Origin of the sequence: Streptomyces sp. NPDC051109 (assembly GCF_044455885.1) — a bacterium.
Taxonomy (GTDB): Bacteria; Actinomycetota; Actinomycetes; order Streptomycetales; family Streptomycetaceae; genus Streptomyces.
Genome location: NZ_JBITFF010000009.1, coordinates 260,590 through 285,096, shown reverse-complemented (window position 1 = coordinate 285,096; position 24,507 = coordinate 260,590). Strand labels below are relative to the sequence as shown.

Sequence of the window (24,507 nt, the reverse complement as noted above, 5' to 3'; positions counted from 1 at the left end):
GCCGGTCAGGCGCTCTCCAAGGAGCGGGCGGGGTTCGCGAGCGGTTGTTGCCGGTCCAGGCCGCCGAAGGGGTCGTTCGGGGCGTCCCGGCCGGAAGGCGGGGCGAAGGGGTCGTCGCCCCGGCCGAACGGGTCGTCGCCCCGGCTGAAGGGGTCGTCGCCCCGGCCGAAGGGGTCGCCCTGGGCGAACGGGTCCCCCGGGTCGGGCTGCCGCGGCGTCGGGCCGTCGGCCCCCGGCGGGAGCCCCGGATCCGCGAAGGGGTCCGGGGGTACGTCGCCCGGCTGGTCCGCGGGTGTCTCGGAGCGCGGCGCGGCAGGGGGCTGCCCGGGGCTCTGCTTCTGCGGTGCCGGCGGCGTGGCCTGGCCCGGCTGGTCCGGCTGGGCCGGCCGGTCCGGCTGGCCCGGCCGGTCCGGCTGGCCCGGCCGGTCCGGCTGGCCCGGCCGGTCCGGCTGGCCCGGCCGGTCCGGCTGGCCCGGCCGGTCCGGCTGGGCCGGCTGGGCCTGCGTGCCGGGCCCGGCCTGCTCGCTCTGGGCCGGTACGCAGTCCGTGGCCTCGGGGGCGGGTACCCCGGCGGGACCGCCCGGCGGCTTCGGCGGGGCCGGCGGGGCGGTCCTGGCCAGGCTGTTCGTGCCGGCGCCGGCGTCGTTGCCCGTCTCGGGCGGGGCGCACGGCTCGGCCGGGGCCGCCGCGGGCGGGGTGACGGGACCGGAGGGGATGCCGTTCGCCGGGTCGTACGCGGGGACCGGCTGAGGGGTGCCGTCCTGTGCGCCGTCGTCGCCGGTCTTGCGCTCCAGCCAGGTGTTGTCGGCGATGTTGACGATGACCAGGCTCTTGACCGGGTGCGGGGTCGGTTCGATGACGATGACCTGGTGGGGCTGGTAGCCGCTCCACTGGTCGCCCTTGAGCGCCGGGGAGCCCTTGGGGGCGCGCGGTGCCTGGAGCGGGTTTCCGCAGGCGCAGCGGACCCGCGGCATGCCGTGGTCGTCGACGAGGACGGCGGTGCCGGCCTGCAGGACGGACTGGAAGGCGTCCCCGCGCCCGTCGCGGAAGGCGTGGTTGGTGACGCGGGTGTCGGCGCGGAGCACGACCGGGGTCAGTCCGCGCAGGAACTCGGGGAGCTTCGCCCTGTCGACGGAGACCGCCTGGGCGAAGGCCTTGGCCTTTGCCTCGTCCTCGGTGAGGGCGCGCAGTTGCTGTTCCACGTCGCAGCTGCCGAGCCGCTTGGTGCCCGCGTAGAGGCCGGGGGTGGCGGCGTTGACGGTCCGGATGCCCTGGCCTGTCGCATTGGGCAGCGGGGGCTGAGCGGGCGCGGACTCGCCGGTGGCCGAGGTGCTGGTGAAGGGGTCGGGGCCGGCCGACCCCACGGGCTGGAGCAGGACCTCCTGGCTCTCCGGGCCGGCCGCGCTCTTCGGTTCCTCGGGAGCGCCGCAAGCCGCGGCGAGCAGACCGAGGAGCGTGAAGAGGGCTGCGCGGACCGGTGTATGACGGCGTGGAGCCTGACGGTGTGTCGGTACGTGCACGTGAATCTCCCTTTCGCCCCGGTTGCTCCCTCCTGTCTGCCGCATCTACGGGAGGGCCGCAACCGGAGCGGCGCGACAGGGCGGGACCTGAGTCGGGATCACGTATTGAACATGTTCAAGGAATCTCGTAGGGTCACGACCGTGAGTTGAACGCGTTCAAGGCGTTCGGCCGCGTGCGGAGGGGGTCCACGGTGGCGGTACTGGTGCATCTGATCGTCACCCTGGGCATGCTCTACGTGATCCCCGCCGGCCTCCGCCTGATCGACCCGGCCGGGCTGGGCGCCCTCGCCCGGATCTGGCCGCTGCTCGCCGTTCCCGGAGCCGTCTGCCTCTGGCTGCCGCGCGGCGCGACCGCCACGGCGCTCGCCGCGCTGTACGCCGCGGCCACCCTGGCCCTCGCGGCCCGGGCCCCGGCCCGGATGCTGCGGTCGCTCCGGACGCCGGACGCCGCAACCGGACCCCTCGCGCCGGCCGAGATCGCCGTGCTCACCGCACTGCTCTCGCCGTCGGTCGCCGGGACCGCCCTCCTCGCCGAGCGCGCCGGGTACCGGATGTTCGGCTTCGACCTGGACGTCCTGGCGCTGACCGTGCCCCACTTCCACTTCGCGGGATTCACCGCCGCCCTGGTCGCCGGGCTGGTCTGCCGGGCCGCCCCGGCCGCGCCCGGCGGTACGACGCTGTCGCGCTGGGCCGCGTACAGCGTGCCCGGCGGGACCCTGCTCGTCCTCCTCGGCTACTTCGTGGACGACTGGGCGGAGCTCGCGGGCGCGGTGGTGCTGACCGGCGGGATGTGGGCGGTGGCACTGCTGACCTGGCGGGAAATCCGGCCGGGAGCCCGCGACCGCACCACCGGCGCGCTGCTGGCGACCTCGGCCGGGGTCCTGGGGGCCACCATGCTGCTCGCCCTGTGGTGGGCGCTCGGCGAGGCCGCCGACCTCGTACACCCCACTCTGACCTGGATGGCCGCGACCCATGGTCTCGGCAACGCGCTCGGCTTCGCCCTGTGCTCGCTGCTGGCCTGGCGCAGGCTGGCCGCCGACCGAATGGAGACCACGCCATGACCCGCCTCATCAGCGCCGGCCGTGACACCGTCAACTACCCCGACCGGGGTGCGACGCGGGGGCGGCCGCTGCCCGCCGGATACCACCACCTGCACCACCGCACACGGATCGGCCGCGGGCAGGCCGCCTTCGAGGCCGCCGGAACCGCCGTCACCACCTTCGGCGCCCACCGGGCCTCGGGCATGCTGGTGCGGGCCGGCCACGGTGCGGTCCGGCCCGGGAGCCGGGTGGTGGTCGGGATCGGCTTCGGGCCGCTGCGGATCAGCGCGCCGTGCGAGGTGATCTGGACGGCGTACGAGCCCGCGCGCATCGGCTTCGCCTACGGGACGCTGGCCGGGCACCCGGAGCGCGGGGAGGAGTCCTTCATGGTGCTCCGGGACCCGGACGGCACGGTGTGGTTCGAGGTGACCGCCTTCAGCCGCCCGGCCGCCTGGTACACCCGGCTCGCGGGCCCGCTGGTCCCCTTCCTCCAGCAGTGCTACGCCCGCTGGCTGGGCCGTACCGTACGCAAGCTGGCGGCCGCGGCCTGATCCGCCCGATACTGGAGGGGATGGACTGGTTCACGGCGCCCGGTTACTGGCTCGGCCGGCTGGTCTTCCAGCGGGCCCTCGCCGGCGTCTACCTCTTCGCCTTCGTCGCGGCCGCCCTTCAGTTCCGGGCCCTGATCGGGGCGCGCGGCATGCTGCCCGTGCCGCGCTACGTGCGGTACGTGCCCTTCCGACGCGCCCCGAGCCTGTTCCAACTGCGCTATTCGGACCGGCTCTTCGCCTGCTGCGCCTGGGCCGGTGCGGCGGTGTCCGCGGCCCTCGCGGCGGGGGCGGGGGACCTCGTTCCGCTGGGCGCGGCGATGGGGATGTGGGCGCTGCTGTGGCTGCTGTACCTGTCGATCGTGAACGTGGGACAGACCTGGTACTCCTTCGGCTGGGAGTCACTGCTGCTGGAGGTGGGCTTCCTCGCGGTCTTCCTCGGCAATGCGCAGGTGGGGCCGCCCGTGCTGGTGCTGTGGCTGCTGCGCTGGGTGGTCTTCCGGGTGGAGTTCGGCGCGGGGCTGATCAAGATGCGCGGGGACCCCTGCTGGCGCAAGCTGACCTGCCTCTACCACCACCACGAGACGCAGCCGATGCCGGGGCCGCTGAGCTGGTTCTTCCACCATCTGCCGAAGCCGCTGCACCGGGTGGAGTGCGCGGCCAACCACGTGACCCAACTGGTGGTCCCGGTACTGCTCTTCACCCCGCAGCCCGTGGCCTCGTACGCGGCCGGGATCATCGTGGTGACGCAGCTGTGGCTGGTGCTGTCGGGCAACTTCGCCTGGCTGAACTGGATCACCATCACGGTGGCCCTGTCGGCCATCGACTTCACGGGGCCGGCGGGGCCGCCGCCGGCCGCGGCCTCGCGCGCGGCCCCCGTCTGGTACGCGGTCGTGGTGTGCGCGGTGACCGTGCTGGTGCTGGTGCTGAGCCGGCATCCGGTGCTCAACATGATCTCGCGGCGCCAGGTGATGAACCGATCCTTCGACTCCCTGCACCTGGTCAACACGTACGGGGCCTTCGGCACGGTGGGCCGGATCCGGGACGAGGTGGTGGTGGAGGGGACCGCGGACCGGGTGCCGCGGGAGGACGGGGCGTGGCGGGAGTACGGCTTCAAGGGCAAACCGGGTGATCCGCGCAGGGTTCCGCGCCAGTTCGCCCCGTACCACCTGCGGCTGGACTGGTTGATGTGGTTCGCGGCGCTCTCCCCCGACTACGCGCGGGACTGGTTCGGGCCGTTCGTGGAGCGGCTGCTGGCGGGCGACCGGGACACGCTGCGGCTGCTCCGCCACAACCCCTTCCCGGACGCCCCGCCGCTGTACGTACGGGCCAGGCTGTACCGCTACCGGTTCACCACCTGGCGGGAGCTGCGCGAGACCGGCGCATGGTGGCACCGCACGCTGCTGCGCGAGTACCTCCCCCCGACCCGCCTCGCCGAAGCCTCCTGGTCAGAGCTCGAATAGCACGGCTTCGCGCTCCGCCGACATGCCCTTCGCCGAGCGGTCGCCGCGCAGCGGCGCGGGGCCGTCGAGGGACTGGAGCCAGGCCCAGGTGTCGGCCACGGTCTCCTCGACCGGGCGGCACGCGAGGCCCGCCGCCTGCGCCTTGGTGACGTCGCAGCCGAACACGTGGTCGTGCAGTTCGCCCTCGGGGAGCCAGATCGGCAGTTCGGTCCAGGGCTCCACACCCGCCTCCGCGATCCGGTCCTGGTCGATCCAGCGGAACTCGGCGCGGCCGCCGGTCACGGCCGCGCAGGCATCGAGGAGCGCGCCCATCGTGGCGTGCCCGGCCGGGGAGACCACGTCGTACGGTCCGCCGCGCCCGGCCTCGGCCGCGTCCAGGGTCCAGTGGGCGAGGTCGCGCACGTCGATGTACTGGAGCGGGAGTCCGGGCCGGCCGGGGGCCGGCGTGGGGCCGCCGCGGGCGGTCCTGTCCAGCCACCAGGGCAACCGGCCCACGTTCTCGTACGGGCCGATGATCAGCCCGGCGCGGACCAGCAGGGCCCGGTCCCCGAAGGCGGCGACGGCGCCGAGCTCACCGCCCCGCTTGTCCTCGGCGTAGGCCGTGGACCCGGCGTCGGCCGAGCCGTCGACCAGTGGTGCGTCCTCGGCCAGGCCGGCCGGAGCGGGGTACGCGTAGACGGAGCGGCTGGAGATGTACACGTACCGCCCGGCGCGGCCGGCCAGCAGCCGGGCGCTGTCGCGCACGGCGGTCGGGGCGCCGCCCCAGGTGTCGACGACGAGGTCCCACTCCCCCGCCGCGAGGGCGTCCAGGCCCCCGGGTGCTGTGCGGTCGCCGTGCAGGACGGAGGTGCCCGGCGGCGGCGCGTGGTTCCCGCGGTGGAAGACGGTGACCTCCCAGCCCCGGGCCAGGGCGTCTTCGGTGATCGCGCGTCCGACGAATTCGGTACCGCCCAGCATCAGTAGCTTCATGCGGGCCAGCGTGCCGGTGCCGGGGCCCGGTCCGGAAGCCTTGATCGCCCACAGCGATGACGCTCACGGCGTACGGCCGACGGGAACCCCTCCACGGGCCCGCGCGGTCGGCGTCGGCGCAGCACCGCGCCCCCGGTCGCCGATGGGCTCGGGGGCGCTGCGTGGCGTCTGCGTGGCGTCGGCCTAGTCGATGCCGGGGAGGATGTGGGGCTCCGCCAGGTCGTCCTCGTAGCCGGCCAGTCGGATCGGGGCGGACCGGGCCCAGACTTCGAGGCTTCCGAGCTCGTCGGCGTGCGGACGGAACCGTCCGGCCGGGTGCGTCCTCAGCGTCTCGTCGGACTTCGTCGTCGTGTCTGTCACCGCGCACTCCTTTGTGTCGCGTAACCCGGCGGGCGAGCCGCGCGCCGGGCACAAGGGATAAAGGGTTTCCGGACGCGGTGGCGCCTTGGTGGAGCGTGGCCTGGATACGGCCGTCTTGTGCCACTCAGAGTACACATATGAGCGCGCCCCCGCTCGATGGATTGGCAAAATCCGCTCGACGGCTGGATTTCTCCGCGAGTTCAGGAAGTCGTACGCCGATGTGACCGGCTCGGGTGGTCTGCTCGACGCCGGTGACACGACTGGGGTACAGGCGGCGGAGGGAGCGACGGTGGCGGCGAGGTCCGGAGTGCCGGGGGTACCGAGGGTCGACAGCACCGAGGAGCTGATGGAGCTGCTGCTCGCGTGCCGCGGTGCGTGGGACACGCCCGACCGCAGCGGAGACCCGGTCGATCTGCACGATCATGGGCTCCAGACTGCGGCACTGCTGCGCCGTTCGCATCCGTTCGACAAGGAGCTCCAAGTCGCCGGGCTCGTGCACGACCTGGGCCACCTGCTCTCCCCCGGGGACGACGCGGGACACGCCGACCACGCGGCGGAAGCGATCCGCCCGCTGCTCGGCGAGCGGGTGGCCCGGCTGGTGCGGCTGCACGTGCCGGCCAAGCGCTACCTGGCGGCCGTGGAGCCCGACCGGGCACTGTCCCCGCAGAGCGCGCTGACCCTGCGGGCGCAGGGCGGGCTGATGGACGAGGCGGAGGTCCGGGCCTTCGCGGCCGACCCCGACGCGGAAGCGGCGGTGACATTGCGCCAAGCGGATGACGCGGGCAAGGTCGTCGGGCTCGACGCGGGCGTGATGGAGGACTGGCGTCCGGTCCTGGAGCTGGTGGCGGCGAGGGCGTACGAGCGCACGCCGTGACACGCCCGCGCCCCGGCCCCTTCGAAGGGGACCGGGGCACGGGGCCGAGGCGGTGGGGCGACCGGAGACGGGCCTACCAGTTGGCGGGCGCGTAGTCCTTGAGGAAGACGCCGTACAGGTCCTCGCCGGCCTCGCCGCGCACGACGGGGTCGTAGACGCGGGCCGCGCCGTCGACCAGGTCGAGGGGCGCGTGGAAACCCTCCTCGGCCAGGCGCAGCTTGTCGAAGTGCGGGCGCTCGTCGGTGATCCAGCCGGTGTCGACCGAGGTCATGAGGATGCCGTCGGTCTGGAACATCTCCTGGCCGCTGGTCCGCGTCACCATGTTCATCGCGGCCTTGGCGGCGTTGGTGTTCGGGTGCCCGGCGCCCTTGTAGCCGCGGCTGAACACGCCCTCCATCGCGGAGACGTTGACCACGTACGCACGCCCGCTGGACGCCCTGCGGGCGGCCTCGGCCATCGCCGGCCGGAGCGCGCTGATCAGGATGAACGGCGACGTGTAGTTGCACAGCTGGGTTTCCAGCAGCTCCACCGGGGAGATCTGGTCGATGGTCTGCACCCAGGTGTTGGTCTCGACGACGTCGGGCAGCAGGCCGCCCGCGTCGATCGCGGTGCCGTCGAGGTGCCGTTCGATGCTGGCGTTGCCCGCGACCAGGGCGAGGTCGGCGACCTTCTGCGCGTCGAGCCCGCTCACGCCGACGGGCAGCGCGGCCAGGCCGTCGACCGCGCCGGAGTTGAACGCGCCGATGACGTGGTGGGCGGGGAGCTCGCCGGCCGGCAGCGGGGCGCTCTCCCCCTCGACCAGCGCGGCGTAGGCGCTGGGCAGGCGGCGCACGGTCTGCGTCGCGTTGTTGATCAGGATGTCGAGCGGACCGGCCTCGGCGATCTGGTCGGCGAGCGCCACGGCCTGCCCCGGGTCGCGCAGGTCCAGTCCGACGACCTCCAGACGGTGCATCCACTCCGCCGAGTCCTCCATCGCCTTGAAGCGGCGGATGGCGTCCTTGGGGAAGCGGGTGGTGATCGTCGTGTGGGCGCCGTCGCGCAGCAGTCGCAGCGCGATGTACATGCCGATCTTGGCCCGGCCGCCGGTGAGCAGCGCGCGCTTGCCGGCGAGGTCGGCGCGGGCCTCGCGCTTGGCGCGGTTGTGGCTCGCGCACGGCTGGCAGAGCTGGTGGTAGAAGTAGTCGACCTCGACGTACCGGGTCTTGCAGATGTAGCAGGAGCGCGGGCGCTGGAGTATCCCGGCGATCCGGCCGGCCTCCGTGACCGAGGAAGGCAGGATGCCCTCGGTCTCGTCGTCGATGCGCTCGGCGGAGCCGGTCGCGGTCGCCTCCGTGACGGCCTTGTCGTTGGCGGTCTTGGCGGCGCGGCGCTCCTGGCGGCGGCGCTGCTTGACCGTGCGGTAGAGGCCGGCGGTGGCGCGGCGTACGGTGATGGCGTCGGGGTGGTCGACGTCGATCTTGTCGAGTTCCTCGAGCACGCTGAGGCAGAGCGCCAGCCGGTCGGGGTCGATGCCCGGCCCGTAGGCGTGGTCGTCCGCGCTCACGTGGTTGTCTTCGGTCACCGTCATGGCCGCTGCCGTTCCTTGCTCACTCGTCCGCATCCGCCTCTGCGGAAGTCCCCAAAACCGCCACTGTACGGATCCGACGTGCCCGGAACCAAACCCGTCGTCCGGCGCCTCACGCACCGCTACGGAGCCATCACCGTGGGCCAGGCCGGGCGGTGCCGCCGCAGGGCCCCTGTACTCCTTTCGGAGTATGCCTGGGGTATCGCCGGAGTATCGCCCGCGACCACCCGCAGGGGGAGGAATAGGCCGCTGGGGTCGGGCATTGTGGAAATCATGAGTGCCCTTGCGCTGTCGGTCCTGCTCTGCCTGGTGTCCGCCGTCGCGTACGCGGGCGGCGCGATCGTCCAGGAACAGGTCGCGGCGAGCACCCCCGACCGCCCGTACGCGCCGCTGCGCCGGGTCGGCTGGTGGTGTGCGGTCGGGCTGAACTGCACGGGCGCCCTGCTGCACGTGGTGGCCCTCGCGTACGGGCCGCTGAGCCTGGTGCAGCCGCTCGGTGCGCTGACCATCGTGTTCGCGCTGCCGATGGCGGCCCTCTTCGTGCACCGCCGGGCGGGTGCGGCGGCCTGGCGCGGCGCGGTGCTGGCCACGGTGGGGCTGGCCGGGCTGCTGGCGCTGACGGGCGGGGACCGGGACGCGGACCAGCCGCTGGCGGGCGGGGAGCGGAGCCTGCTGCTGATCGCCACCGGGGCCGGGGTCGCTGTGCTGTTCCTGGCGGCGCACCGGATGCACCGGCCGGTGCTGCGCAGTGTGCTGCTGGCGGTCGCGGCCGGTACGGCCTTCGGCATGGCCTCCGTGTTCACCAAGTCGGTGGCCGAGAACGCCGAGGACTTCGCCTTCTCACCGGGCGCGCTGGGCTCCGTGTGGCCCGATCTGGCGGCGGTCGCCGTGCTGGCCTCGGGCGGGCTGCTGCTCTCCCAGGCGGCCTATCGGGGCGCGGGGCTGACCGCGCCGCTGGCCACGCTGACCGTGGTCAATCCGGTGGTCGCGGCGGCGGTCGGCATCTCGCTGTTCGACGAGGGCTTCCGGTTCGGGGCGGCGGGCACGGCTGCGGCCCTGGCCAGCGCCGTGCTGGCGGCGGCCGGCCTGATCGTGCTCACGGTCGTGCCGCCGCACGTACGGGGGTCAGATGCCGACGCCGCGGCCGCGGAGGTACTTCAGCGGGTCGATGTCGGAGCCGTAGCCGGGGGAGGTGCGCATCTCGAAGTGGAGGTGCGGTCCGCTGGTGTTGCCGGTGGATCCGGAGCGGCCGATCCGCTGCCCGCCGGAGACCTCCTGCCCGGCCTTGACCCCGAGCGCCGACAGGTGGGCGTACTGGGAGTACCGGCCGTCGGCGTGGCGGATGACGACCTGGTATCCGTACGCACCCGCCCAGCCGGCGGACACGACGGAGCCGGGGCCGACGGCCTTGACCGAGGTGCCGGTGGCGACGGGGAAGTCGACGCCCGTGTGGTAGCCGCTGGACCAGGACGATCCGGCGACGTGGTACGCGGTGCCGATGCCGGCGTCCACCGGGGCGACGAAGCCGCCCGAGGCCCGCTGCTGCTCCGCTGAGGCGGGAGCCGCGGCGGGCTTCTCCGCGGGTTTCGCGGCGGGTTTCTCCGCGGGCTTCTCGGTGGGCTTCTGCGCGTTCGGCTCCACCGGCTTGACCGGCTCCGCGGTCCGCGGCGGCTTCTCGGGGTTCTGCGCCGGTGGTGCGGCCGGCGGGGCGGGCGCGGCGGTGACGCGCAGGGTGAGCCGCTGACCGGGGAAGATCAGGTTCGGATTGCTCCCCACGGTGGCCCGGTTGGTCTCGTACAGCGCCTGCCAGCCGCCCTCGACGTGCTGACCGGTGGCGATCGCCGAGAGGGAGTCGCCGGGCGCGACCACGTACGGGTTGGGCAGGACCGAGGTCCCCGTCGGGCGGGGCGGGGCGGCCGGCGGGGCGGCGGCCTTCGCCTCCTTGGCCTGGACCTGGACCTGGACCTTCACGCCCTGGCCTTGGCTCTTGCCCTGGCCCTGCGGAGAGACGGCGGGCACGGGGCCGCTGCGCGAGAGCCCGGCCTGCTTCCCGCACACCGGCCAGGCCTGCGGCCCCTGCCCCTTGAGGACCTTCTCGGCCACCGCGATCTGCTGGTCCTTGGTGGCCAGGTCGGCGCGGGCCGCGTACGCGGTGCCGCCGAAGGCGCGCCACGTGCTCTGGCTGAACTGGAGCCCGCCGTAGTAGCCGTTGCCGGTGTTGACGTGCCAGTTGTCGGTGGACTCGCAGTCCGCGACCTTGTTCCACGTGTCCACCGAGGCTGCGTGGGCGGTTCCGGCGCCGATCAGAGGGAGCGCCAACCCCGCGCCACCGGCGGTGACGGCGAGCGAGGCGCGGTTGATGCTGCTCGGCTGGTACCGGCGATGCCGACCCCGTACACCCATGGGAGCCCCCATTGAAGACATCAGGAACCGCACAACCTAACGGCGCGATCAGAACATGACAAGGGGCGCAACAGGGCGTACGCCGTGGGAAGTTGACATTGATTCGCATGGCGGGACGGCTTGCGGCATCTCTGCCCATGTAGCGTCGCTCCCACCCGCACATCGAAGCACTCAGGAGCGCATGCATGAGCAGCACGGCCCAGATCGGCGTCACCGGGCTCGCGGTGATGGGGAGCAACCTCGCCAGGAACTTCGCCCGCAACGGCTTCACGGTCGCCGTCCACAACCGCACGGCCGCGAAGACCACCGCCCTCGTGGAGGAGTTCGGGCACGAGGGGGACTTCGTCGCCACCGAGTCCGCGAAGGAGTTCGTGGACGCGCTGGAGCGGCCGCGCCGTCTGATCATCATGGTGAAGGCCGGTGAGCCGACCGACGCCGTGATCCACGAGTTCGCCCCGCTGCTGGAGCCGGGCGACGTCATCATCGACGGCGGCAACGCCCACTTCGAGGACACCCGGCGGCGCGAGAAGGAGCTGCGCGAGCAGGGGATCCACTTCGTGGGCGCGGGCATCTCGGGCGGCGAAGAGGGCGCGCTGCTCGGCCCGAGCATCATGCCGGGCGGCTCCGCCGAGTCGTACGCGTCGCTCGGTCCGATGCTGGAGAAGATCGCGGCGAAGGCCAAGGACGGCACGCCGTGCGTCTCGCACGTCGGCCCCGACGGCGCCGGACACTTCGTCAAGATGGTGCACAACGGCATCGAGTACGCCGACATGCAGCTCATCGCCGAGGCCTACCACCTGCTGCGCGAGATCGCCGGCTACTCCCCCGCGCGGATCGCGGAGACCTTCCGGACCTGGAACCGGGGGCGGCTGGACTCGTACCTGATCGAGATCACGGCGGAGGTGCTCGCCCACACGGACGCCGAGACGGGGCAGGCGTTCGTCGACGTCGTGGCCGACGCGGCGGAGCAGAAGGGCACCGGCCGCTGGACCGTGCAGATCGCGCTGGACCTGGGCGTTCCGGTGTCGGGGATCGCGGAGGCGGTCTTCGCCCGTGCGGTTTCGGGCCACGCGGACCTGCGTACGGCCTCCCGGGGACTCGCCGGCCCGGCGGCCTCGCCGCTGTCGGCGGAGGCGGCCGACGCCTTCGCCGCCCAGGTGGAGCAGGCCCTGTACGCCTCGAAGATCGTCTCGTACACGCAGGGCTTCCACCAGATCCGGGCGGGCAGCGAGGAGTACGGCTGGGGCGTGGACCTGGGCGCGGTGTCCTCGCTGTGGCGGGGCGGCTGCATCATCCGGGCGGCGTTCCTGGACCGGATCCGTACGGCGTACGACGCGCAGCCGGACCTGCCGAGCCTCCTGGCGGACCCGGGCTTCGCCCAGGAGATCGGCGAGGCCCAGGAGGACTGGCGTGCCGTCCTGGTGGCCGCCGTGTCACACGGCATCCCGGTGCCCGCCTTCTCCGCGTCCCTCGCGTACTACGACGCGCTGCGCGCGGAGCGGCTCCCGGCGGCCCTCACCCAGGGCCAGCGGGACTTCTTCGGGGCGCACACCTACCGGCGCACCGACCGCGAGGGCTCGTTCCACACCCTCTGGAGCGGCGACCGCTCCGAGATCCGTACGGCTTAGGCGGGCTCCCCGCTCAGCGGCCCGGGCTGCGGAATGGGCGCGGGTCCGGGCGGCGGCGGGATCGGATCGGGCTCCGGCACCGGCGCCGGCACGGGCGGCACGGGCTGCGGAATCGGCTCGGGATCCGGGAAGGGCCCCGGGCCGGGCCCGGGCGGCACCGGACCGGGTCCGGGGACGGGCGGCTCCGTCATCTCTACGTTTCGCACCATGAGCCCCACCTTCCCCGGATCCGCCCTGCTACGCCCGGCGGAGGGGGCCCATACGAGTGACCGCCCCGGCGCTTCGCGCGCCGGGGCGGTCGTGCAGCGGGGCGCCGGGGCACCCGCGTGCGGTCAGTCGGTGCCGCGCGTCACCAGAGAGGTACGGGCAGCGGGGCGGTGCTCGCTGTCGGGATGGTCCGGCGCTGGGGGTTGGTGGCGTTGCAAGTCCCGGAGGTAGAGCTGCGTGCCGGTGTTCATGTTGCCGGCGTCCAGGCAGCGGGGCCCGACTCGGGGTGGTAGATCGTGCCGCCGGCGTGGGGCCGAAACTGCTGGCCGAGCTGCCGTTGCAGGGGTAGAGCCACAGATGAGCGTGCCGTTGGCGGTGCCGGCGTAGGCGGGTCGATGCACTTGCCCGCGACGCGGATGGTGCCGTCGGCCCGTATCTCGAACTTCTGGGCGTCGCCGCCGTTGATCATGTTGCGGTCCCAGGCCTGGATCCTGTTCCCGTCCAGGGTGCGGCCGTTGTCGTCGTCCAGGCAGTGGCTCGGCTCGGCCGACAGGGACATCGGGCCCATGGCGCCGGGGCGGTCAGGGGCGCCGCGTAGGGGAAGGCGGCGAGGTTGCCGACGCCGCCGGTGAAGCCGCCGAAGTAGTCCGGGGCTCCGTTGACCTTGTACCGGCCGCAGGTCAGCACCCCCGGCACCACGGCGGTCTGCAGCCCGAGGTGTCGCTCGACTACGGGCCGTTGCGGCTGTCAGGGGGCGAGGGCCGCGGCCAGGCCCGGGGCCGGGCTGGACAGGATCGGGGTGGGGGTGGTGGCCAGGGCGCAGGCGTCCGCCATCGAGGCCTGGGCCAGGACCATGACGTCCGCGTCGGTGACGGCGTCGGCCGCCCGGGCCACCAGGGTGAGGTAGCCGGCGGTGTCGCCGGCCTCGAAGCGGGGCCAGGCCTCCGCGATCAGGTGCGTGGTGATCGAGACGCGGCGGCCGGCCCGCCCGGCCTCCTCCTCCAGCAGGGCGGCCGTCGGGGCCAGTGTCGACTCCACGGTGGCCAGCACCGCGACGCGCGGGCCGGTACGGACGGCCTCCGCGGCCATCGGGCGGTCGACGCGGAGGACCGGGACGCCGAGCTCCGGCTCCAGGGCCTCCGCGACCGCGCCGATGGTCGAGCAGGTCACGAGGACCGGGCCGCCGGAGCCGGCCAGCAGGGCCCGCAGGGCCGGAGCCACCGCGTCCGGGCCCTCCGTACGGGCCCGGTCCAGCAGCTCCGGCACCACGAGGTGGCGCAGTACGGCGCCGGGGTGGTCCCGGTCCCGCAGGGCGTCGAAGACCGGCACGTGCACCGGCGAGGTGTGCACCAGGGTCAGGGGCGTCACCACAGGTCGGGGCTCGCGTCGAGCTGGGCCTTCGCCGCCGCGACGACCCCGGCCGGCGCCTCGGGCGCCTGGTCGGGGTGGCGTCCGGCCCAGCTGGCCGCATACGGGCACAGCGGGACCACGGGCACCCCCTCGGCGGCGGCGATCCCGTAGAAGGCCTTCACCAGGTCCCCGGCGATGCCCCGCCCCTCGTGCCCCGGCTCGACGATGGTGTGCACCGCCACCAGCGCGTGGGGCGCCGCTTCGAGCACGAAGTACGCGATGAGGCCGACCACCTCACCGTCCTCGACGGCGAGCAGCCGTCCTGCCTCGCGGTCGTCCTCGAACCCGATGGCCCCGGTCTGCGACATGATCCCCGACTCCCCTCAGACAGCCACCGCGTGGGGGCTGCGCTCCTGGTCCGTTCCCGGCACCGGGGCGGACGGATCCGCACCCAGCTCGATGATGCGGTTGTCCGCGTCGACGTGCACGACGCGCGGCTTCAACGCCCTTGCCTCGGCGTCCTCGACCTGCGCGTAGCTGATGAGGATGACGAGGTCCCCGGGGTGCACGAGGTGTGCGGCGGCGCCGTTGATCCCGATGACCCCGGAACCGCGCTCGCCCTCGATGACGTACGTCTCCAGCCGCGCCCCGTTGGTGATGTCCACGATGTGGACGAGCTCCCCGGGCAGCAGGTCCGCCGCGTCGAGCAGATCGGCGTCGACGGTCACGGAGCCGACGTAGTGCAGGTCGGCCTGGGTGACCGTGGCCCGATGGATCTTGGACTTGAACATGGTGCGCAGCATGGGGCAACTCCCGGTGTGTCTGCTCCCCGCCTGCGGTGTGCAGGTCGAGGGCCGCCTCGCAAGGGCGGGGCCAGCCTACGCAGCCGCGGGCCCCCGGACCAGACCGGGCCCGGCTCGGGCAGCGGGATGGCGGGGGGGCTCCGGCGGGGCTCGACCCATGCTGCACAAGCGGTGACGCAGAGCGATAATCGGAAGCAGGACGCAGAGAGTCGTTCCGCGGATCGGGAAGTGGGGCGCAGTGATGCACGACCCGGCGTTCCACGATGCCTCCGGCGTGGTTGCGGAACCGGGCGACGAGACGTACGCCCTGCTCGACGCGCGCGGCGTGGTCATCGGCTGGGGGCCGGGGGCGGAGCGGCTGCTCGGGTACACCGCCCGGGAGGTGCACGGGTGGCGCGGGGCCGATCTGCTGCTCGCGCGCTCCGAGCTCGGCCACGCGGTACTGCGGCACCGGAGCGGGCGCGGGGTCGAGGTCGCGCTCCACGCGCGGCCCATGACGTCCACGGCCGGGGAGCGGCAGTGGCTGATCCAGGCGACCGATACCGACGCGACGCAGCGGCGCGAGCTCAGCGAGGCCCTGATCAGGGGGCTGTTCACCGAGTCCCCTTTCCTCATTGACGTGTTCGACACCCGGCTGCGCTTCATCGCGCAGAACGACGCGCTGCGGCGCGGCGCGGGTTTCGCGAACGAGGAGTTCGTCGGGCGCACGATGTCCGAGGTGGCACCGCCCGACCTGCTGGACATGGCGGCCCTCGAAGCGCGCCAGCGCCACGTCCTGGAGACCGGTGAGGCGTTGGTGCAGACCGAGGTGCGGGGGCTGCTGCGCGGCGATCCCGACCGGCAGCACGTCTGGTCCGAGACCATCCTCCCCCTGCGCAGCAGCTCCGGCGAGCTGATCGCCCTCGCGCACACGGTGGCCGACGTGACCGAACGGGCCCGGGCGCGCGAGCGGTTGGCGCTGGTCAACGACGCGAGCACGCGCATCGGCACCACCCTGGACGTGCTGCGCACCGCGCAGGAGCTCGTCGAGGTGGCCGTACCGGAGTTCGCCGACCACGCGTACGTCGACCTGCCCGGCTCGGTCTTGGGCGGCGAGGACCCGCTCGTCGGCCCGGTGGGCGAGGCGGTGACCCTGCTGCGCGCGGCGACGTCCTCCCTACCCGGGAGCCCGGTGAAGGCGGCGGTCGCGACGGGCGACCCGGACCCCTTCACCTCCGGGCCGGGATCCCTCTTCACCCGGGCCATGGCCAGCGGAGAACCGCTGCTGCTGACGGGCGAGGAGTTGATCGCGGAGCTCGCCCCGGTCGACCCGCCGCAGGCCGAGCGGGTCCGTGCGTACGGAGTCCACTCCTGGCTGCTCGTACCGATGTCCGCCCGCGGCGCGGTGCTCGGCGCCGCCGTCTTCGTACGCCACTCGCGCGCCCACGGCTTCGAGCCGGACGACGTCCTGCTGGCCGAGGAGATCGCGGCGCGCGCGGCGGTGTGCATCGACAACGCGAGCCGCTACACGCGCGAGCGGACGGCGGCCCTGGCACTGCGGCGCAGCCTGCTGCCCCAGCGGCTGCCCGTACTCGGTGCGCTGGAGGCGGTGACCCGCTACCTGCCCGCGCACGGACAGGCGGAGCTGGGCGGGGCCTGGTACGACGTGATCCCGCTGTCCGGCGCGCGGGTGGCGCTGGTGGTGGGCGATGCGCAGGGGCACGGCCTGAACGCCGCGGTGACCATGGGCCGGCTGCGGACCGCGGTACGGACCCTCGCGGACCTCGACCTCTCCCCCGACGAGCTGCTCTCGTACATGGACGACCAGATCCACCGGTTCGTGGACGAGCACGGCCAGGACGGGGCCGGCGGGTCGCGCCCCGGCGGTGCGGCCGGGACGACCTGCGCGTACGCCGTCTTCGACCCGATCACGCGGCAGTTGGCCGTGGCGTGCGCGGGCCATCCGCCGCCCGTGCTCGCGCCGGTGGGCGGGGAGGCCGCCGTCGTGGCCCTGCCGCCCGGGCCTCCCCTCGGTCTCGGTGGATCGCCGTTCGAGAGCGCCGAGGTGACGCTGGGCGACGGGGACGTCCTCGTGCTCTACAGCCACGGCCTGGTCGCGGCGCCCGACCGGGACGTGGACCTCGGCCTCGAACGGCTCCCGGAGGCGCTCTCGGGCGTCGCGCTCACCCCGCCGCACGGGCTCGACCAGGCCTGCGACGCGGTGATCGGGCGGCTGCTCCCGGTGCTGCCGCAGAACGACGTGGCGGTGCTGATGGTGCGTCTGCACGAGCTGCCGGCCGAGCACCACGTCACCTGGGAGCTGCCGGCCGAGCCCGAGGTCGTGGCCCGCGCCCGCACGCTGGCGACGCGGCAGCTGGCCGCATGGGGCCTGGACGAGCTGGAGTTCACCACGGAGCTGGTGGTCAGTGAACTGGTCACCAACGCCATCCGCTACGGCAGCGAGCCGATCCAGCTGCGGATGATCCGCGACCGGGAGCTGATCTGCGAGGTGTCGGACGGCAGCAGCACCTCCCCGCACGTACGGCGCGCTGAGGAGACCGACGAGGGAGGACGCGGGCTGTTCATGGTGGCGCAGCTCGCCCAGCTGTGGGGCACCCGCTACCACGCCCGCGGCAAGACCATCTGGGCCGAACAGCCCTTCCCCGAGGGGTACCTGGAGGAGGCGGACGCCGCCGCCCCCGCCACGGGCTGACGGCTGCGCCCGTACCCCCGGCCGCCGAGGCGACCGGAGGTACGGGCGTGCTCACTAGCCCGACAGGGCCTGCTGGTACGCCGCCACCGGTACGGGGGCGTAGCCCGCGGGCCGGGTGGTGAACGTGCCCCGGCCCTGGGTGCGGCTGCGCAGCCGGGACGCGTAGCCGAACAGCTCGGCCAGCGGCACGGTGGCGGTGACCGCCGTGGTGCCGGCCCGTGCGGCCGAGCCCGAGACCCGTCCGCGCCGGGCGGCCAGATCGCCCAGCACCCCGCCGACGGCGTCGTCGGGTACGGTCACCACGATCTCGGCCACGGGCTCCAGCAGCTCCATCGCGGCGGCCCTCAGGGCCTCGCGCAGCGCGAACCTGCCGGCCGCCCGGAAGGCCATCTCCGAGGAGTCCTTGGAGTGCGTGGCCCCGTCGGTCAGGGTGACGCGGAGCCCGGTCACCGGATGACCGCCGAGGGGGCCCTCGGCGAGCGCGTCCCGGCAGCCCGCCTCCACGGCCCGGGCGTACTCCTGCGGCACCCGCCCGCCGACGACGGCCGAGCGGAACTCGAACGCGCCGTCGCCGGCCCGCTCCGCATCCGGTGCCAGGGGCTCGACGTCGAGGACCACGTGGGCGAACTGGCCCGCGCCGCCGTCCTGTTTGACGTGCCGGTACACCAGCCCCGACACCCCGCGCACGACGGCCTCCCGGTACGCCACCCGCGGGCGGCCCACGCCGATCCGCAGCCCGTGGCTGCGGCGGATCTTCTCCACCGCGACCTCCAGGTGCAGCTCGCCCATTCCCGAGAGGACCGTCTGGCCCGTCTCGGGATCCGTCCGCACCACCAGCGACGGGTCCTCCTCGACCAGCCTGGCCAGCGCCGCGGACAGCCGGCCCGTCTCGGCGCCGCTGCCCGCCTCGACCGCCACGGACACCACCGGCGCGGCGGCCCGCGGCGGCTCCAGTACGAGAGGCGCCTGCGGTGCGCACAGCGTGGACCCGGCACGGGTGGTCTTGAGCCCGACCACCGCGACGATGTCCCCGGCCACGGCCTGGTCCGCCTCGGCGTGGCGGTCGGCCTGGACGCGCAGGATCCGTCCGATCCGCTCGGTGCGGCCGGTGCCCGCGTCCAGCACGGTGTCCCCCTTCCTCATCGTTCCCGAATAGACCCGCAGACAGGTGAGCCGTCCGGTCGCCGTCGCGGTCACCTTGAAGGCCAGCGCGGCGAACGGCGCCGACGGGTCGGCGGCCCGTTCCTCCACCGCCGCGCCGTGGGTCCCCCGTACGGGCGGCATGTCCGCCGGCGAGGGGAGGTACGACACGACGGCGTCCAGCAGCGGCTCGATCCCGCGGTTGCGGTAGGCCGAGCCGCAGAGCACGACGACGCCTTCACCGCTCCGCGTCAGGTCGCGCAGTGCCGCGGTCAGCGTGGCGGCGGAGAGCGCCGAGGTGGCGCAGTACTCCTCCAGGGCGGCCGGGTGGAGTTCCGCGACCCGCTCCTCCAGCAGTCGGCGGCGGCTGCGCGCCTCCTCGTACAGGGCGTCGGGTACGGGACCCGCCTCGAACGCGTCCGCGGTGGCGCCCCAGAGCAGCGCCCGCATGCGGACGAGGTCCACCGTCCCGCGGAACCCGCCCTCCTGCCCGATGGGCAGCTGGACGACGAGCGGAACGACGTGGAGCCGCTCCCGTACGGACGCGACCGCCCGGTCGAGGTCGGCGCCGACGCGGTCCATCTTGTTGACGAAGACCAGGCGCGGCACGCCGTGGCGGTCGGCCTGCCGCCATACCGACTCGCTCTGCGGTTCGACGCCCGCGACGGCGTCGAACACCGCGACCGCTCCGTCGAGTACGCGCAGGGAGCGCTCCACTTCGTCGGAGAAGTCGACGTGTCCCGGTGTGTCGATCAGGTTGACGTGGTGGCCGTCCCAGGTACAGCTGACGGCGGCGGCGAAGATGGTGATGCCGCGGTCGCGCTCCTGGGGGTCGTAGTCGGTGACGGTCGTGCCGTCGTGGACCTCGCCGCGTTTGTGGGTGGCCCCGGTGGCGTAGAGGATCCGCTCGGTGACGGTGGTCTTGCCGGCGTCGACGTGCGCGAGGATGCCGATATTGCGGACGGTGGTCGAGGGGTTCAGGTGGGTGCGCATGGCCCGAGGTCTTTCTGGAAGGTCGAGAAGAGGGCGGCGCGATTTCCGGACGAAGGACGTACCCGGGCAGATCAGGGCGTACCGGGGCGTACCGGCTCCCGTCAGGGCGTGCGAGGACGCTCTGGGGGGAAGGGTCGTGTCAGTCGTCGCGGACATCCGATGGCGGCCGCGCAGCCGTCATCGGGAAGACGGAGACACCAGGATCACGTCGTACCGGGACCGGGGAGCGAACACGGCGATGCGGTGACACACGGCCCGGCTCCCCTCTCGTCGACGAAGTGCGCACCACGTCCCGTGGCGGCATGAGAGCGAGTGTAGGGACACGCCGACGGCCCGGCACCGCAATTAAGGCTGCGGGCCGGGCCGGACGCCCCCTCAGGACGCGGCGGGGCTCGGGGAGTCGTGCCCGGCGGCGTGGGGGGTGCCTGCCTCGTGCGAGGGGTCGTGCGAAGCGTCGTGCGCGGGGTCGTGCGCCGCGTCGTGGGGGGAGGAGCCGTGGCCGGAGGCCGTTTCGATCGTTCCGCCGAGGCGGGTGTGGGCGCCGGCCAGGACCTCGGCGGAGGCCGCCGTGATGACCCAGGTGGGGCCGACGAGGTACGTGCCGCCGTACATCTGGGCCTCGGTCAGCCAGGTCTGCCGGCCCTGCTCGCTGGTGAAGGTGGCCATCCGGAAGCCCTCCTGGCCCGAACCGCACGCCCCTTCCCGGAGCTCCTCCGCGTCGACCGTGATCTCGGGCGTGCAGCCGAGGGCGTCGGCGATGTCCTGGAGCTGGGCGGGGCGGGCGGCCGAGGCCGCGGCGGGGGAGGCGCTCGGATCGGACGGAGCCTGTGGACCGGCCGCCACCCGGGCGGCGCAGCCGCCGCACAGCAGCGTCGCGAGCAGCACGGCAGCGGCGGCCGCGGCGCGAGCGGCGGGACGGGGTGAACGGGGCATGGCTGACTGCCTCACAGGGTTCGGGCGGAACGGGCGGAACGGGCGGAACGGGGGCGACAGCGCGCTACGCCGTCGGCGGGACCTTCTTGCCCTCGGCGGTGACCGCGAACCAGAGCCCCTGCTTGTTGTGCCCGTTCGCCTGGCCGGGCGCGGTGTCCCCGGTGAACGTGTAGACCGGCCAGCAGTCGATCGTCAGCTGCTCGCTGCCGTCGGGCCGCTTCACCGATCCGACCAGCTTGCCGGAAATCCCCTCGGCTTTCGCCTTGTCGACGGCAGGGGCGGGCTTCCACGTATCCAGGCAGGCGCCGAGGCAGCCGAACTTCATGGGCCAGGCACTGTCCTTGTCGAATCGGTAGAGGGTGCGCCACTGCCCGTCCACCAGGATCTTGCCGAGTTTCTCGTTGTCGGCGACGGAAAGCTCCGCACCCGACTTCATGTCCATGCCCCCCGTTCCCGCCCCCATTTCCGTGCCCGCTCCGGTATTTCCGTCCGCCTTCTGTTTCTTGTCGATCGCCTTCTTGCCGTCCGGCGCCAGTGCGTGCCAGGTGCCGCCGACGCCCTCGCCCTTCGCCTCGCCCGCCTTCGTGTCCTTCGCGTAGCGGTACACGGGCCAGCCGCCGAGGGTCAGCTGCTTGCTGCCGTCGGCCCGGGCGACGGAGCCGACGAGGGACGCGTCGATGCCGGCGGCGGCCGAGGCGTCCTCCGCCGGCACCGCCGGCCACGTCGTGGCGCAGTCCCCCTCGCAGTTGGACTTGGGCGGCTGCGGCGTGTCCTTGTCGAAGCGGTAGAGGGCCATGCCGGCGCTGTCGGTGACCACGCTGCCCACGCTCGCGATGTCCCGTACGGACAGCTGCCCCGCCGACCCGGCCTTGCCGGATCCGGAGCCCGATCCGAGGTCCGAGCCCGACCCGGAGCCGGCGGCGTCCGATCCGTAGCCGCCCGCTCCGTAGCCCGTGTCGTATGCGCCTCCGAGGGCCTTGCCGGCACCTGCCGGCTGTACGGAATTCGCGTTGCGCGCGGCGCCGTTGTCGCTGCTTCCACAACCTGACGCCAGCAGCAGAACCACGGCCACCGATCCGACCGATGAGATACGACGCATCTTGTTCACGATCACTCCTTCGGGTTGAACCCGGGGGGTTCTTCTACTGCCTTATTCATAAGGCCTGACGGGTTCACCGAATTCGAATGAGCGGGAATTTATCAGATCACGCTAACGCTTGAACTCCCGCCGCAGAGGGTCGTTTACCGCGGGCTCATTCCTGAATGCGCAGTGCGAGCGCGGGGCATCGCCGTACCGCGCGGAGCGCCATCGGCCGCAGCCTTCCGGGGACCGACATGACGGCCTCGGCGGGATAGCCGTCCCGGTCCAGCCGTACCACGTCGGGCAGTACGTCCACGCACAGCCCGTGGCCCTTGCACAGCGTCCAGTCCACGACGAGCCGTTCGGGGTTCTCGTCCTCGGGCAGGGGCAGAGCCCCGAGCACGCGGCGTCCGCAGCCGCTGCCCAGGGCGTGGTCGCGCATCTCGTCGGGGAAGACGGCGAGCGCGGAGGCCATGAAGGCCGAGGTTCCGTCGGGATGGCTGCACGCACCGCGGCGCAGCACCCCCCGCATCCGCGCCTCGACCGCCTCCAGGGCGGGCCTGCCTCCCCCGGCCACGAGGGCCTCCACGGCATCGGCGAGCGAGGGCAGGCCCCTGACGCACGGGCCGCACTGGCCGGCGGTCTCGTCCGCCATCCAGCGCATCACGCGGGCCACTTCGCCGGCCGGGCAGGTGTCCTCCGGCAGCGGCAGGACCGCACCCGCCCCCAGCGTGGCCTTGAGCGAGGACAGCGACTCCCGGGAGAGCAGGGCGGTCCGCGCCGCCGCAGCCGTCAGCCACTTGCCGTGGTACCCGCCGACCAGGACGCCCTGGCCCGGCGACGAGCCGCACAGCTCCAGGACGTATGCCAGGGATGTCCCGAGCGGCGCCTCGACCACCGTCGAACCGCTGATCGTCAACATGACGGTGCCCGGTTCGGAATCGAGGCCGACCGAGCGGAATCCCGGCACCCCGAGCCTGGCCGCGACGGCGAGTTGGGCGTACGTCTCGGTATTGGACAGCAGGGTCGGCAGTCCGCTCAGGCCCCGCTCGCTGGTCCGGACCTTCTGCCCGTTCGGAACGGCGGCCCCCCCGTTGAGGCCGTTCACGAGAGAGGTGCCCTCTCCGCTGACGAAGCGCTCGGGAAGCCTGCCGACGCGCAGGCGGCCGCCGGCCACACCGCGCTCGGCAACGGCGGCCCGCAGGGACTGCTCCACGTCGTCCCTGGTCACCCCGATCGCGACCTCCTCGGCGCCGATCGCGTCGGCCGCCAACAGGGCCCCGTCGAGCACCAGGTGCGGGGAGTGCAGCAGCATGGCGGCGTCTTTGAGGCAGCTCGGCTCCCCCTCGGTGCCGTTCACCACGACGGCGGTCCGCCCCTCCTTGGTCCGGGCGGAGCGGATGACCGCTTTGAGCTTGCGGGCGAACGGGAAGCCCGCTCCCCCGCGGCCCCGCAGGTCGATGCCCTCGGCGAGCTCCACGAGATCGCCCGAGGTGTACTGCGGGAGCGGGCCGTGCACCACCGAGTGGTTGGCGCGGTCGAGCCGCGGCAGCACATCGAGTCCGGCCAGCAGCCTGGGCTGGCCGACGCACCCGAGGGCGGGATCGACGATCGAGGTCACTGACGGCCCCGCATCCCGCCGAGCGACCCACCGGGGCGGTCCGTTCCGGGCCCGGCCCCGATGCCGCTGGGGATCACCACCGTGTCGTACGCGTCGCCGCCGTACGCACCGGCGCCGTACGCATCAGCGCCGTACGACTCGGCGCCGTACGCATCGTCACCGTACGACGGCACGTACGGCGTCGTGCCGTACGCCTGGAGGACCTCGGTCGTGGGCTCCAGGGCCTGTCGGGGCGAGGGCACGAACGGGGCCCCCGCCGGTGCGGCGACCGGGTCGGGCTGCTGTGCGACCGGGCGCCGGCCCGACTGCCGGGCCAGCCGCGCCGTCAGCCGCTCGGCGGCCCATTCCGCGGGCTGCCGGACGAACCGCCGCGGCGGCTTCTCGGGCCGGGGCGGGGCGCCCTGGGCGGTGGCCGCCGACGCCGCGACGGGACGTACGGGCTCGACGCGCAGCCTCGCCCGGAGCCGTACGGCGAGCACGCCGGCGACCCCGAGCAGGCAGAGCGCGTACGACACGGTCACCCAGGCGCTGGCGGGACGGCCGGCCTTGAGCCCGTGCACCAGGGAAGCGCCCCACGCCGGGTAGGCGCCTATGTGCAGGGCCCGCCACCACAGGGAGCGGCCCTTGGTGGCGAAGGCGCTGCGGACCGCGCCGGAGACCGCGACGGAGACGAAGAGGTATCCGGCCAGGGTGCCGAGGCCGATGAGCACCGGCTGGTCCTGGTCCGTGAACGGCAGGAACGCGGAGGCGACCCCCGTCTCCGACTCGGCGACCTTGACCCAGATGTGCAGGAGCAGGAAGCCGAGCCCCGCCACGGCGAGGCCGCGGTGGGCCGCCTGGGCGACCAGCCGGTGGCCGGAGGTGAGGACCGTACGGTCCGTGGCCGCGAGGCCCCACAGGACGGCGGAGGTGAGCGAGACGAGCGAGAGGACGCCCGCCCCGAAGTCGAGGAAGTCCCAGAAGTGGCTCAGGGCGCCCGCCCGGGCCGCCACGGACAGGGCGAGCAGGCCCGTGAGGGCGCCGACGACGAGGGTGGCTGGGCGTACGCCTCCGGCGGGGGACAGCAGGGGCGGCCGCCGGACGGCCCGCCTGCCGGCGGCCGCGGCAGCGGCCACGCCGGCATGGCGTCTGGTGCTGCGGGCCCGGTGTGAGCGGGGCGTACGGGCTGGGGACAGGGGCATGTAGTTCTCCCATACGCCCAGGCCCGAGGCACTCCACCGCGCACTCGGCGCCCGGGGTAGTCGACGGAACTGCTCCGCGGCGGGCGGGAGATGAGGTCCCACCGACCGGGAGCGGGGGCCGGAGTGCAGAAGCATCG

At 73.7% G+C, this 24,507-nt stretch carries 20 protein-coding genes and 1 pseudogene; 7 read left to right on the top strand and 14 right to left on the bottom strand.

Going from position 1 to position 24,507, the window contains the following annotated elements; all coding sequences use genetic code 11:
• Positions 1-5: 5 nt before the first annotated feature.
• Positions 6-1,520 (bottom strand): DUF6777 domain-containing protein, encoded by a 1,515-nt coding sequence (locus ACIBAD_RS19515; RefSeq protein ID WP_398907834.1) that lies wholly within the window; start codon positions 1,518-1,520, stop codon positions 6-8.
• 191 nt (positions 1,521-1,711) lie between these two features.
• On the opposite strand from ACIBAD_RS19515, the gene ACIBAD_RS19510 reads away from it, so the two are divergent.
• From ACIBAD_RS19510 to ACIBAD_RS19500, 3 genes are read left to right on the top strand one after another with little or no spacing between them, the layout of a single operon-like run.
• Positions 1,712-2,581, top strand: coding sequence for a YndJ family protein (locus ACIBAD_RS19510; protein WP_398907833.1), 870 nt, complete (start codon positions 1,712-1,714; stop codon positions 2,579-2,581).
• Complete coding sequence (locus tag ACIBAD_RS19505) at positions 2,578-3,111, top strand: DUF1990 domain-containing protein (protein ID WP_134069573.1); 534 nt, start codon at positions 2,578-2,580, stop codon at positions 3,109-3,111. The genes ACIBAD_RS19510 and ACIBAD_RS19505 overlap by 4 nt, the downstream gene beginning before the upstream one ends.
• 20 nt (positions 3,112-3,131) lie before the next feature.
• Positions 3,132-4,571 (top strand): lipase maturation factor family protein, encoded by a 1,440-nt coding sequence (locus ACIBAD_RS19500; protein WP_134069575.1) that lies wholly within the window; start codon positions 3,132-3,134, stop codon positions 4,569-4,571.
• Here the strand turns inward: ACIBAD_RS19500 and ACIBAD_RS19495 are convergent.
• Together ACIBAD_RS19495 and ACIBAD_RS19490 are read right to left on the bottom strand one after the other, a co-directional pair.
• Positions 4,557-5,540, bottom strand: coding sequence for an NAD-dependent epimerase/dehydratase family protein (locus ACIBAD_RS19495; protein ID WP_398907832.1), 984 nt, complete (start codon positions 5,538-5,540; stop codon positions 4,557-4,559). The genes ACIBAD_RS19500 and ACIBAD_RS19495 overlap by 15 nt on opposite strands.
• A 183-nt stretch (positions 5,541-5,723) precedes the next feature.
• On the bottom strand, positions 5,724-5,900 hold the full coding sequence (locus ACIBAD_RS19490; RefSeq protein WP_166682013.1) for a hypothetical protein: 177 nt from the start codon (positions 5,898-5,900) through the stop codon (positions 5,724-5,726).
• 346 nt (positions 5,901-6,246) lie between these two features.
• Between ACIBAD_RS19490 and ACIBAD_RS19485 the strand changes: the two genes are divergently transcribed.
• The gene (locus ACIBAD_RS19485; protein ID WP_398907869.1) at positions 6,247-6,774 is read left to right on the top strand and encodes an HD domain-containing protein; all 528 of its coding nucleotides are present in this window, start codon (positions 6,247-6,249) and stop codon (positions 6,772-6,774) included.
• A 73-nt stretch (positions 6,775-6,847) separates the two neighbouring features.
• On the opposite strand, the gene ACIBAD_RS19480 is transcribed toward ACIBAD_RS19485, so the two are convergent.
• Entirely contained in the window at positions 6,848-8,341 is a 1,494-nt protein-coding gene (locus tag ACIBAD_RS19480) for an SDR family NAD(P)-dependent oxidoreductase (RefSeq protein WP_134069579.1), read from the bottom strand.
• Between the two features lie 270 nt (positions 8,342-8,611).
• On the opposite strand from ACIBAD_RS19480, the pseudogene ACIBAD_RS19475 reads away from it, so the two are divergent.
• Positions 8,612-9,355 (top strand): annotated as a pseudogene (locus tag ACIBAD_RS19475) (DMT family transporter); the annotation flags it as partial.
• Positions 9,356-9,463: 108 nt separating this feature from the next.
• On the opposite strand, the gene ACIBAD_RS19470 reads toward ACIBAD_RS19475, so the two are convergent.
• Positions 9,464-10,741 carry a transglycosylase family protein gene (locus ACIBAD_RS19470; RefSeq protein WP_398907831.1) on the bottom strand — a complete coding sequence of 426 codons (1,278 nt, stop codon included), beginning with the start codon at positions 10,739-10,741 and terminating at the stop codon, positions 9,464-9,466.
• Positions 10,742-10,926: 185 nt separating this feature from the next.
• On the opposite strand from ACIBAD_RS19470, the gene gndA reads away from it, so the two are divergent.
• On the top strand, positions 10,927-12,369 hold the full coding sequence (gene gndA / locus ACIBAD_RS19465; protein ID WP_398907830.1) for an NADP-dependent phosphogluconate dehydrogenase: 1,443 nt from the start codon (positions 10,927-10,929) through the stop codon (positions 12,367-12,369).
• A gap of 454 nt (positions 12,370-12,823) precedes the next feature.
• Here gndA and ACIBAD_RS19460 read toward each other — a convergent pair whose 3' ends face one another.
• The 4 genes from ACIBAD_RS19460 to panD all read right to left on the bottom strand — a co-directional run bounded on the left by ACIBAD_RS19460 (position 12,824) and on the right by panD (position 14,729).
• Positions 12,824-13,135: a ricin-type beta-trefoil lectin domain protein gene (locus ACIBAD_RS19460; protein WP_398907829.1), complete on the bottom strand. Its 312-nt coding sequence runs from the start codon at positions 13,133-13,135 to the stop codon at positions 12,824-12,826.
• Positions 13,136-13,323: 188 nt separating this feature from the next.
• The gene (locus ACIBAD_RS19455) at positions 13,324-13,947 is read right to left on the bottom strand and encodes an aspartate/glutamate racemase family protein (RefSeq protein ID WP_398907828.1); all 624 of its coding nucleotides are present in this window, start codon (positions 13,945-13,947) and stop codon (positions 13,324-13,326) included.
• Entirely contained in the window at positions 13,941-14,294 is a 354-nt protein-coding gene (locus tag ACIBAD_RS19450) for a GNAT family N-acetyltransferase (protein WP_134069591.1), read from the bottom strand. The genes ACIBAD_RS19455 and ACIBAD_RS19450 overlap by 7 nt, the downstream gene beginning before the upstream one ends.
• A gap of 15 nt (positions 14,295-14,309) precedes the next feature.
• Entirely contained in the window at positions 14,310-14,729 is a 420-nt protein-coding gene (gene panD / locus ACIBAD_RS19445) for an aspartate 1-decarboxylase (protein ID WP_048475279.1), read from the bottom strand.
• 274 nt (positions 14,730-15,003) lie between these two features.
• Here panD and ACIBAD_RS19440 point away from each other — a divergent pair, with 274 nt between their 5' ends.
• Positions 15,004-17,421, top strand: coding sequence for a SpoIIE family protein phosphatase (locus tag ACIBAD_RS19440; protein WP_398907827.1), 2,418 nt, complete (start codon positions 15,004-15,006; stop codon positions 17,419-17,421).
• A gap of 54 nt (positions 17,422-17,475) precedes the next feature.
• On the opposite strand, the gene fusA is transcribed toward ACIBAD_RS19440, so the two are convergent.
• From fusA to ACIBAD_RS19415, 5 genes are all read right to left on the bottom strand, one after another.
• Positions 17,476-19,554: an elongation factor G gene (gene fusA, locus ACIBAD_RS19435; RefSeq protein WP_398907826.1), complete on the bottom strand. Its 2,079-nt coding sequence runs from the start codon at positions 19,552-19,554 to the stop codon at positions 17,476-17,478.
• A 375-nt stretch (positions 19,555-19,929) separates the two neighbouring features.
• Positions 19,930-20,487: a hypothetical protein gene (locus tag ACIBAD_RS19430; RefSeq protein WP_398907825.1), complete on the bottom strand. Its 558-nt coding sequence runs from the start codon at positions 20,485-20,487 to the stop codon at positions 19,930-19,932.
• Positions 20,488-20,551: 64 nt separating this feature from the next.
• Positions 20,552-21,586 (bottom strand): SCO0930 family lipoprotein, encoded by a 1,035-nt coding sequence (locus ACIBAD_RS19425; RefSeq protein ID WP_134074277.1) that lies wholly within the window; start codon positions 21,584-21,586, stop codon positions 20,552-20,554.
• 154 nt (positions 21,587-21,740) lie between these two features.
• Positions 21,741-23,189 carry an NADH-quinone oxidoreductase subunit NuoF family protein gene (locus ACIBAD_RS19420; RefSeq protein ID WP_134069599.1) on the bottom strand — a complete coding sequence of 483 codons (1,449 nt, stop codon included), beginning with the start codon at positions 23,187-23,189 and terminating at the stop codon, positions 21,741-21,743.
• A complete protein-coding gene (locus tag ACIBAD_RS19415) occupies positions 23,186-24,304 on the bottom strand; it encodes a hypothetical protein (protein WP_398907824.1) in 1,119 nt (372 codons plus the stop codon). The genes ACIBAD_RS19420 and ACIBAD_RS19415 overlap by 4 nt, the downstream gene beginning before the upstream one ends.
• Positions 24,305-24,507 lie beyond the last annotated feature (203 nt).

Bases quoted from the DNA above. Each gene is read 5' to 3' on its own strand.
- ACIBAD_RS19505 (WP_134069573.1), top strand. From the start codon at position 2,578: ATGACCCGCCTCATCAGCGCCGGCCGTGACACCGTCAACTACCCCGAC.
- ACIBAD_RS19500 (WP_134069575.1), top strand. From the start codon at position 3,132: ATGGACTGGTTCACGGCGCCCGGTTACTGGCTCGGCCGGCTGGTCTTC.
- ACIBAD_RS19495 (WP_398907832.1), bottom strand. From the start codon at position 5,540: ATGAAGCTACTGATGCTGGGCGGTACCGAATTCGTCGGACGCGCGATC.
- ACIBAD_RS19485 (WP_398907869.1), top strand. From the start codon at position 6,247: ATGGAGCTGCTGCTCGCGTGCCGCGGTGCGTGGGACACGCCCGACCGC.
- ACIBAD_RS19480 (WP_134069579.1), bottom strand. From the start codon at position 8,341: ATGACGGTGACCGAAGACAACCACGTGAGCGCGGACGACCACGCCTAC.
- ACIBAD_RS19470 (WP_398907831.1), bottom strand. From the start codon at position 10,741: ATGGGTGTACGGGGTCGGCATCGCCGGTACCAGCCGAGCAGCATCAAC.
- gndA (WP_398907830.1), top strand. From the start codon at position 10,927: ATGAGCAGCACGGCCCAGATCGGCGTCACCGGGCTCGCGGTGATGGGG.
- ACIBAD_RS19460 (WP_398907829.1), bottom strand. From the start codon at position 13,135: ATGTCCCTGTCGGCCGAGCCGAGCCACTGCCTGGACGACGACAACGGC.
- ACIBAD_RS19450 (WP_134069591.1), bottom strand. From the start codon at position 14,294: ATGTCGCAGACCGGGGCCATCGGGTTCGAGGACGACCGCGAGGCAGGA.
- panD (WP_048475279.1), bottom strand. From the start codon at position 14,729: ATGCTGCGCACCATGTTCAAGTCCAAGATCCATCGGGCCACGGTCACC.
- fusA (WP_398907826.1), bottom strand. From the start codon at position 19,554: ATGCGCACCCACCTGAACCCCTCGACCACCGTCCGCAATATCGGCATC.
- ACIBAD_RS19430 (WP_398907825.1), bottom strand. From the start codon at position 20,487: ATGCCCCGTTCACCCCGTCCCGCCGCTCGCGCCGCGGCCGCCGCTGCC.
- ACIBAD_RS19425 (WP_134074277.1), bottom strand. From the start codon at position 21,586: ATGCGTCGTATCTCATCGGTCGGATCGGTGGCCGTGGTTCTGCTGCTG.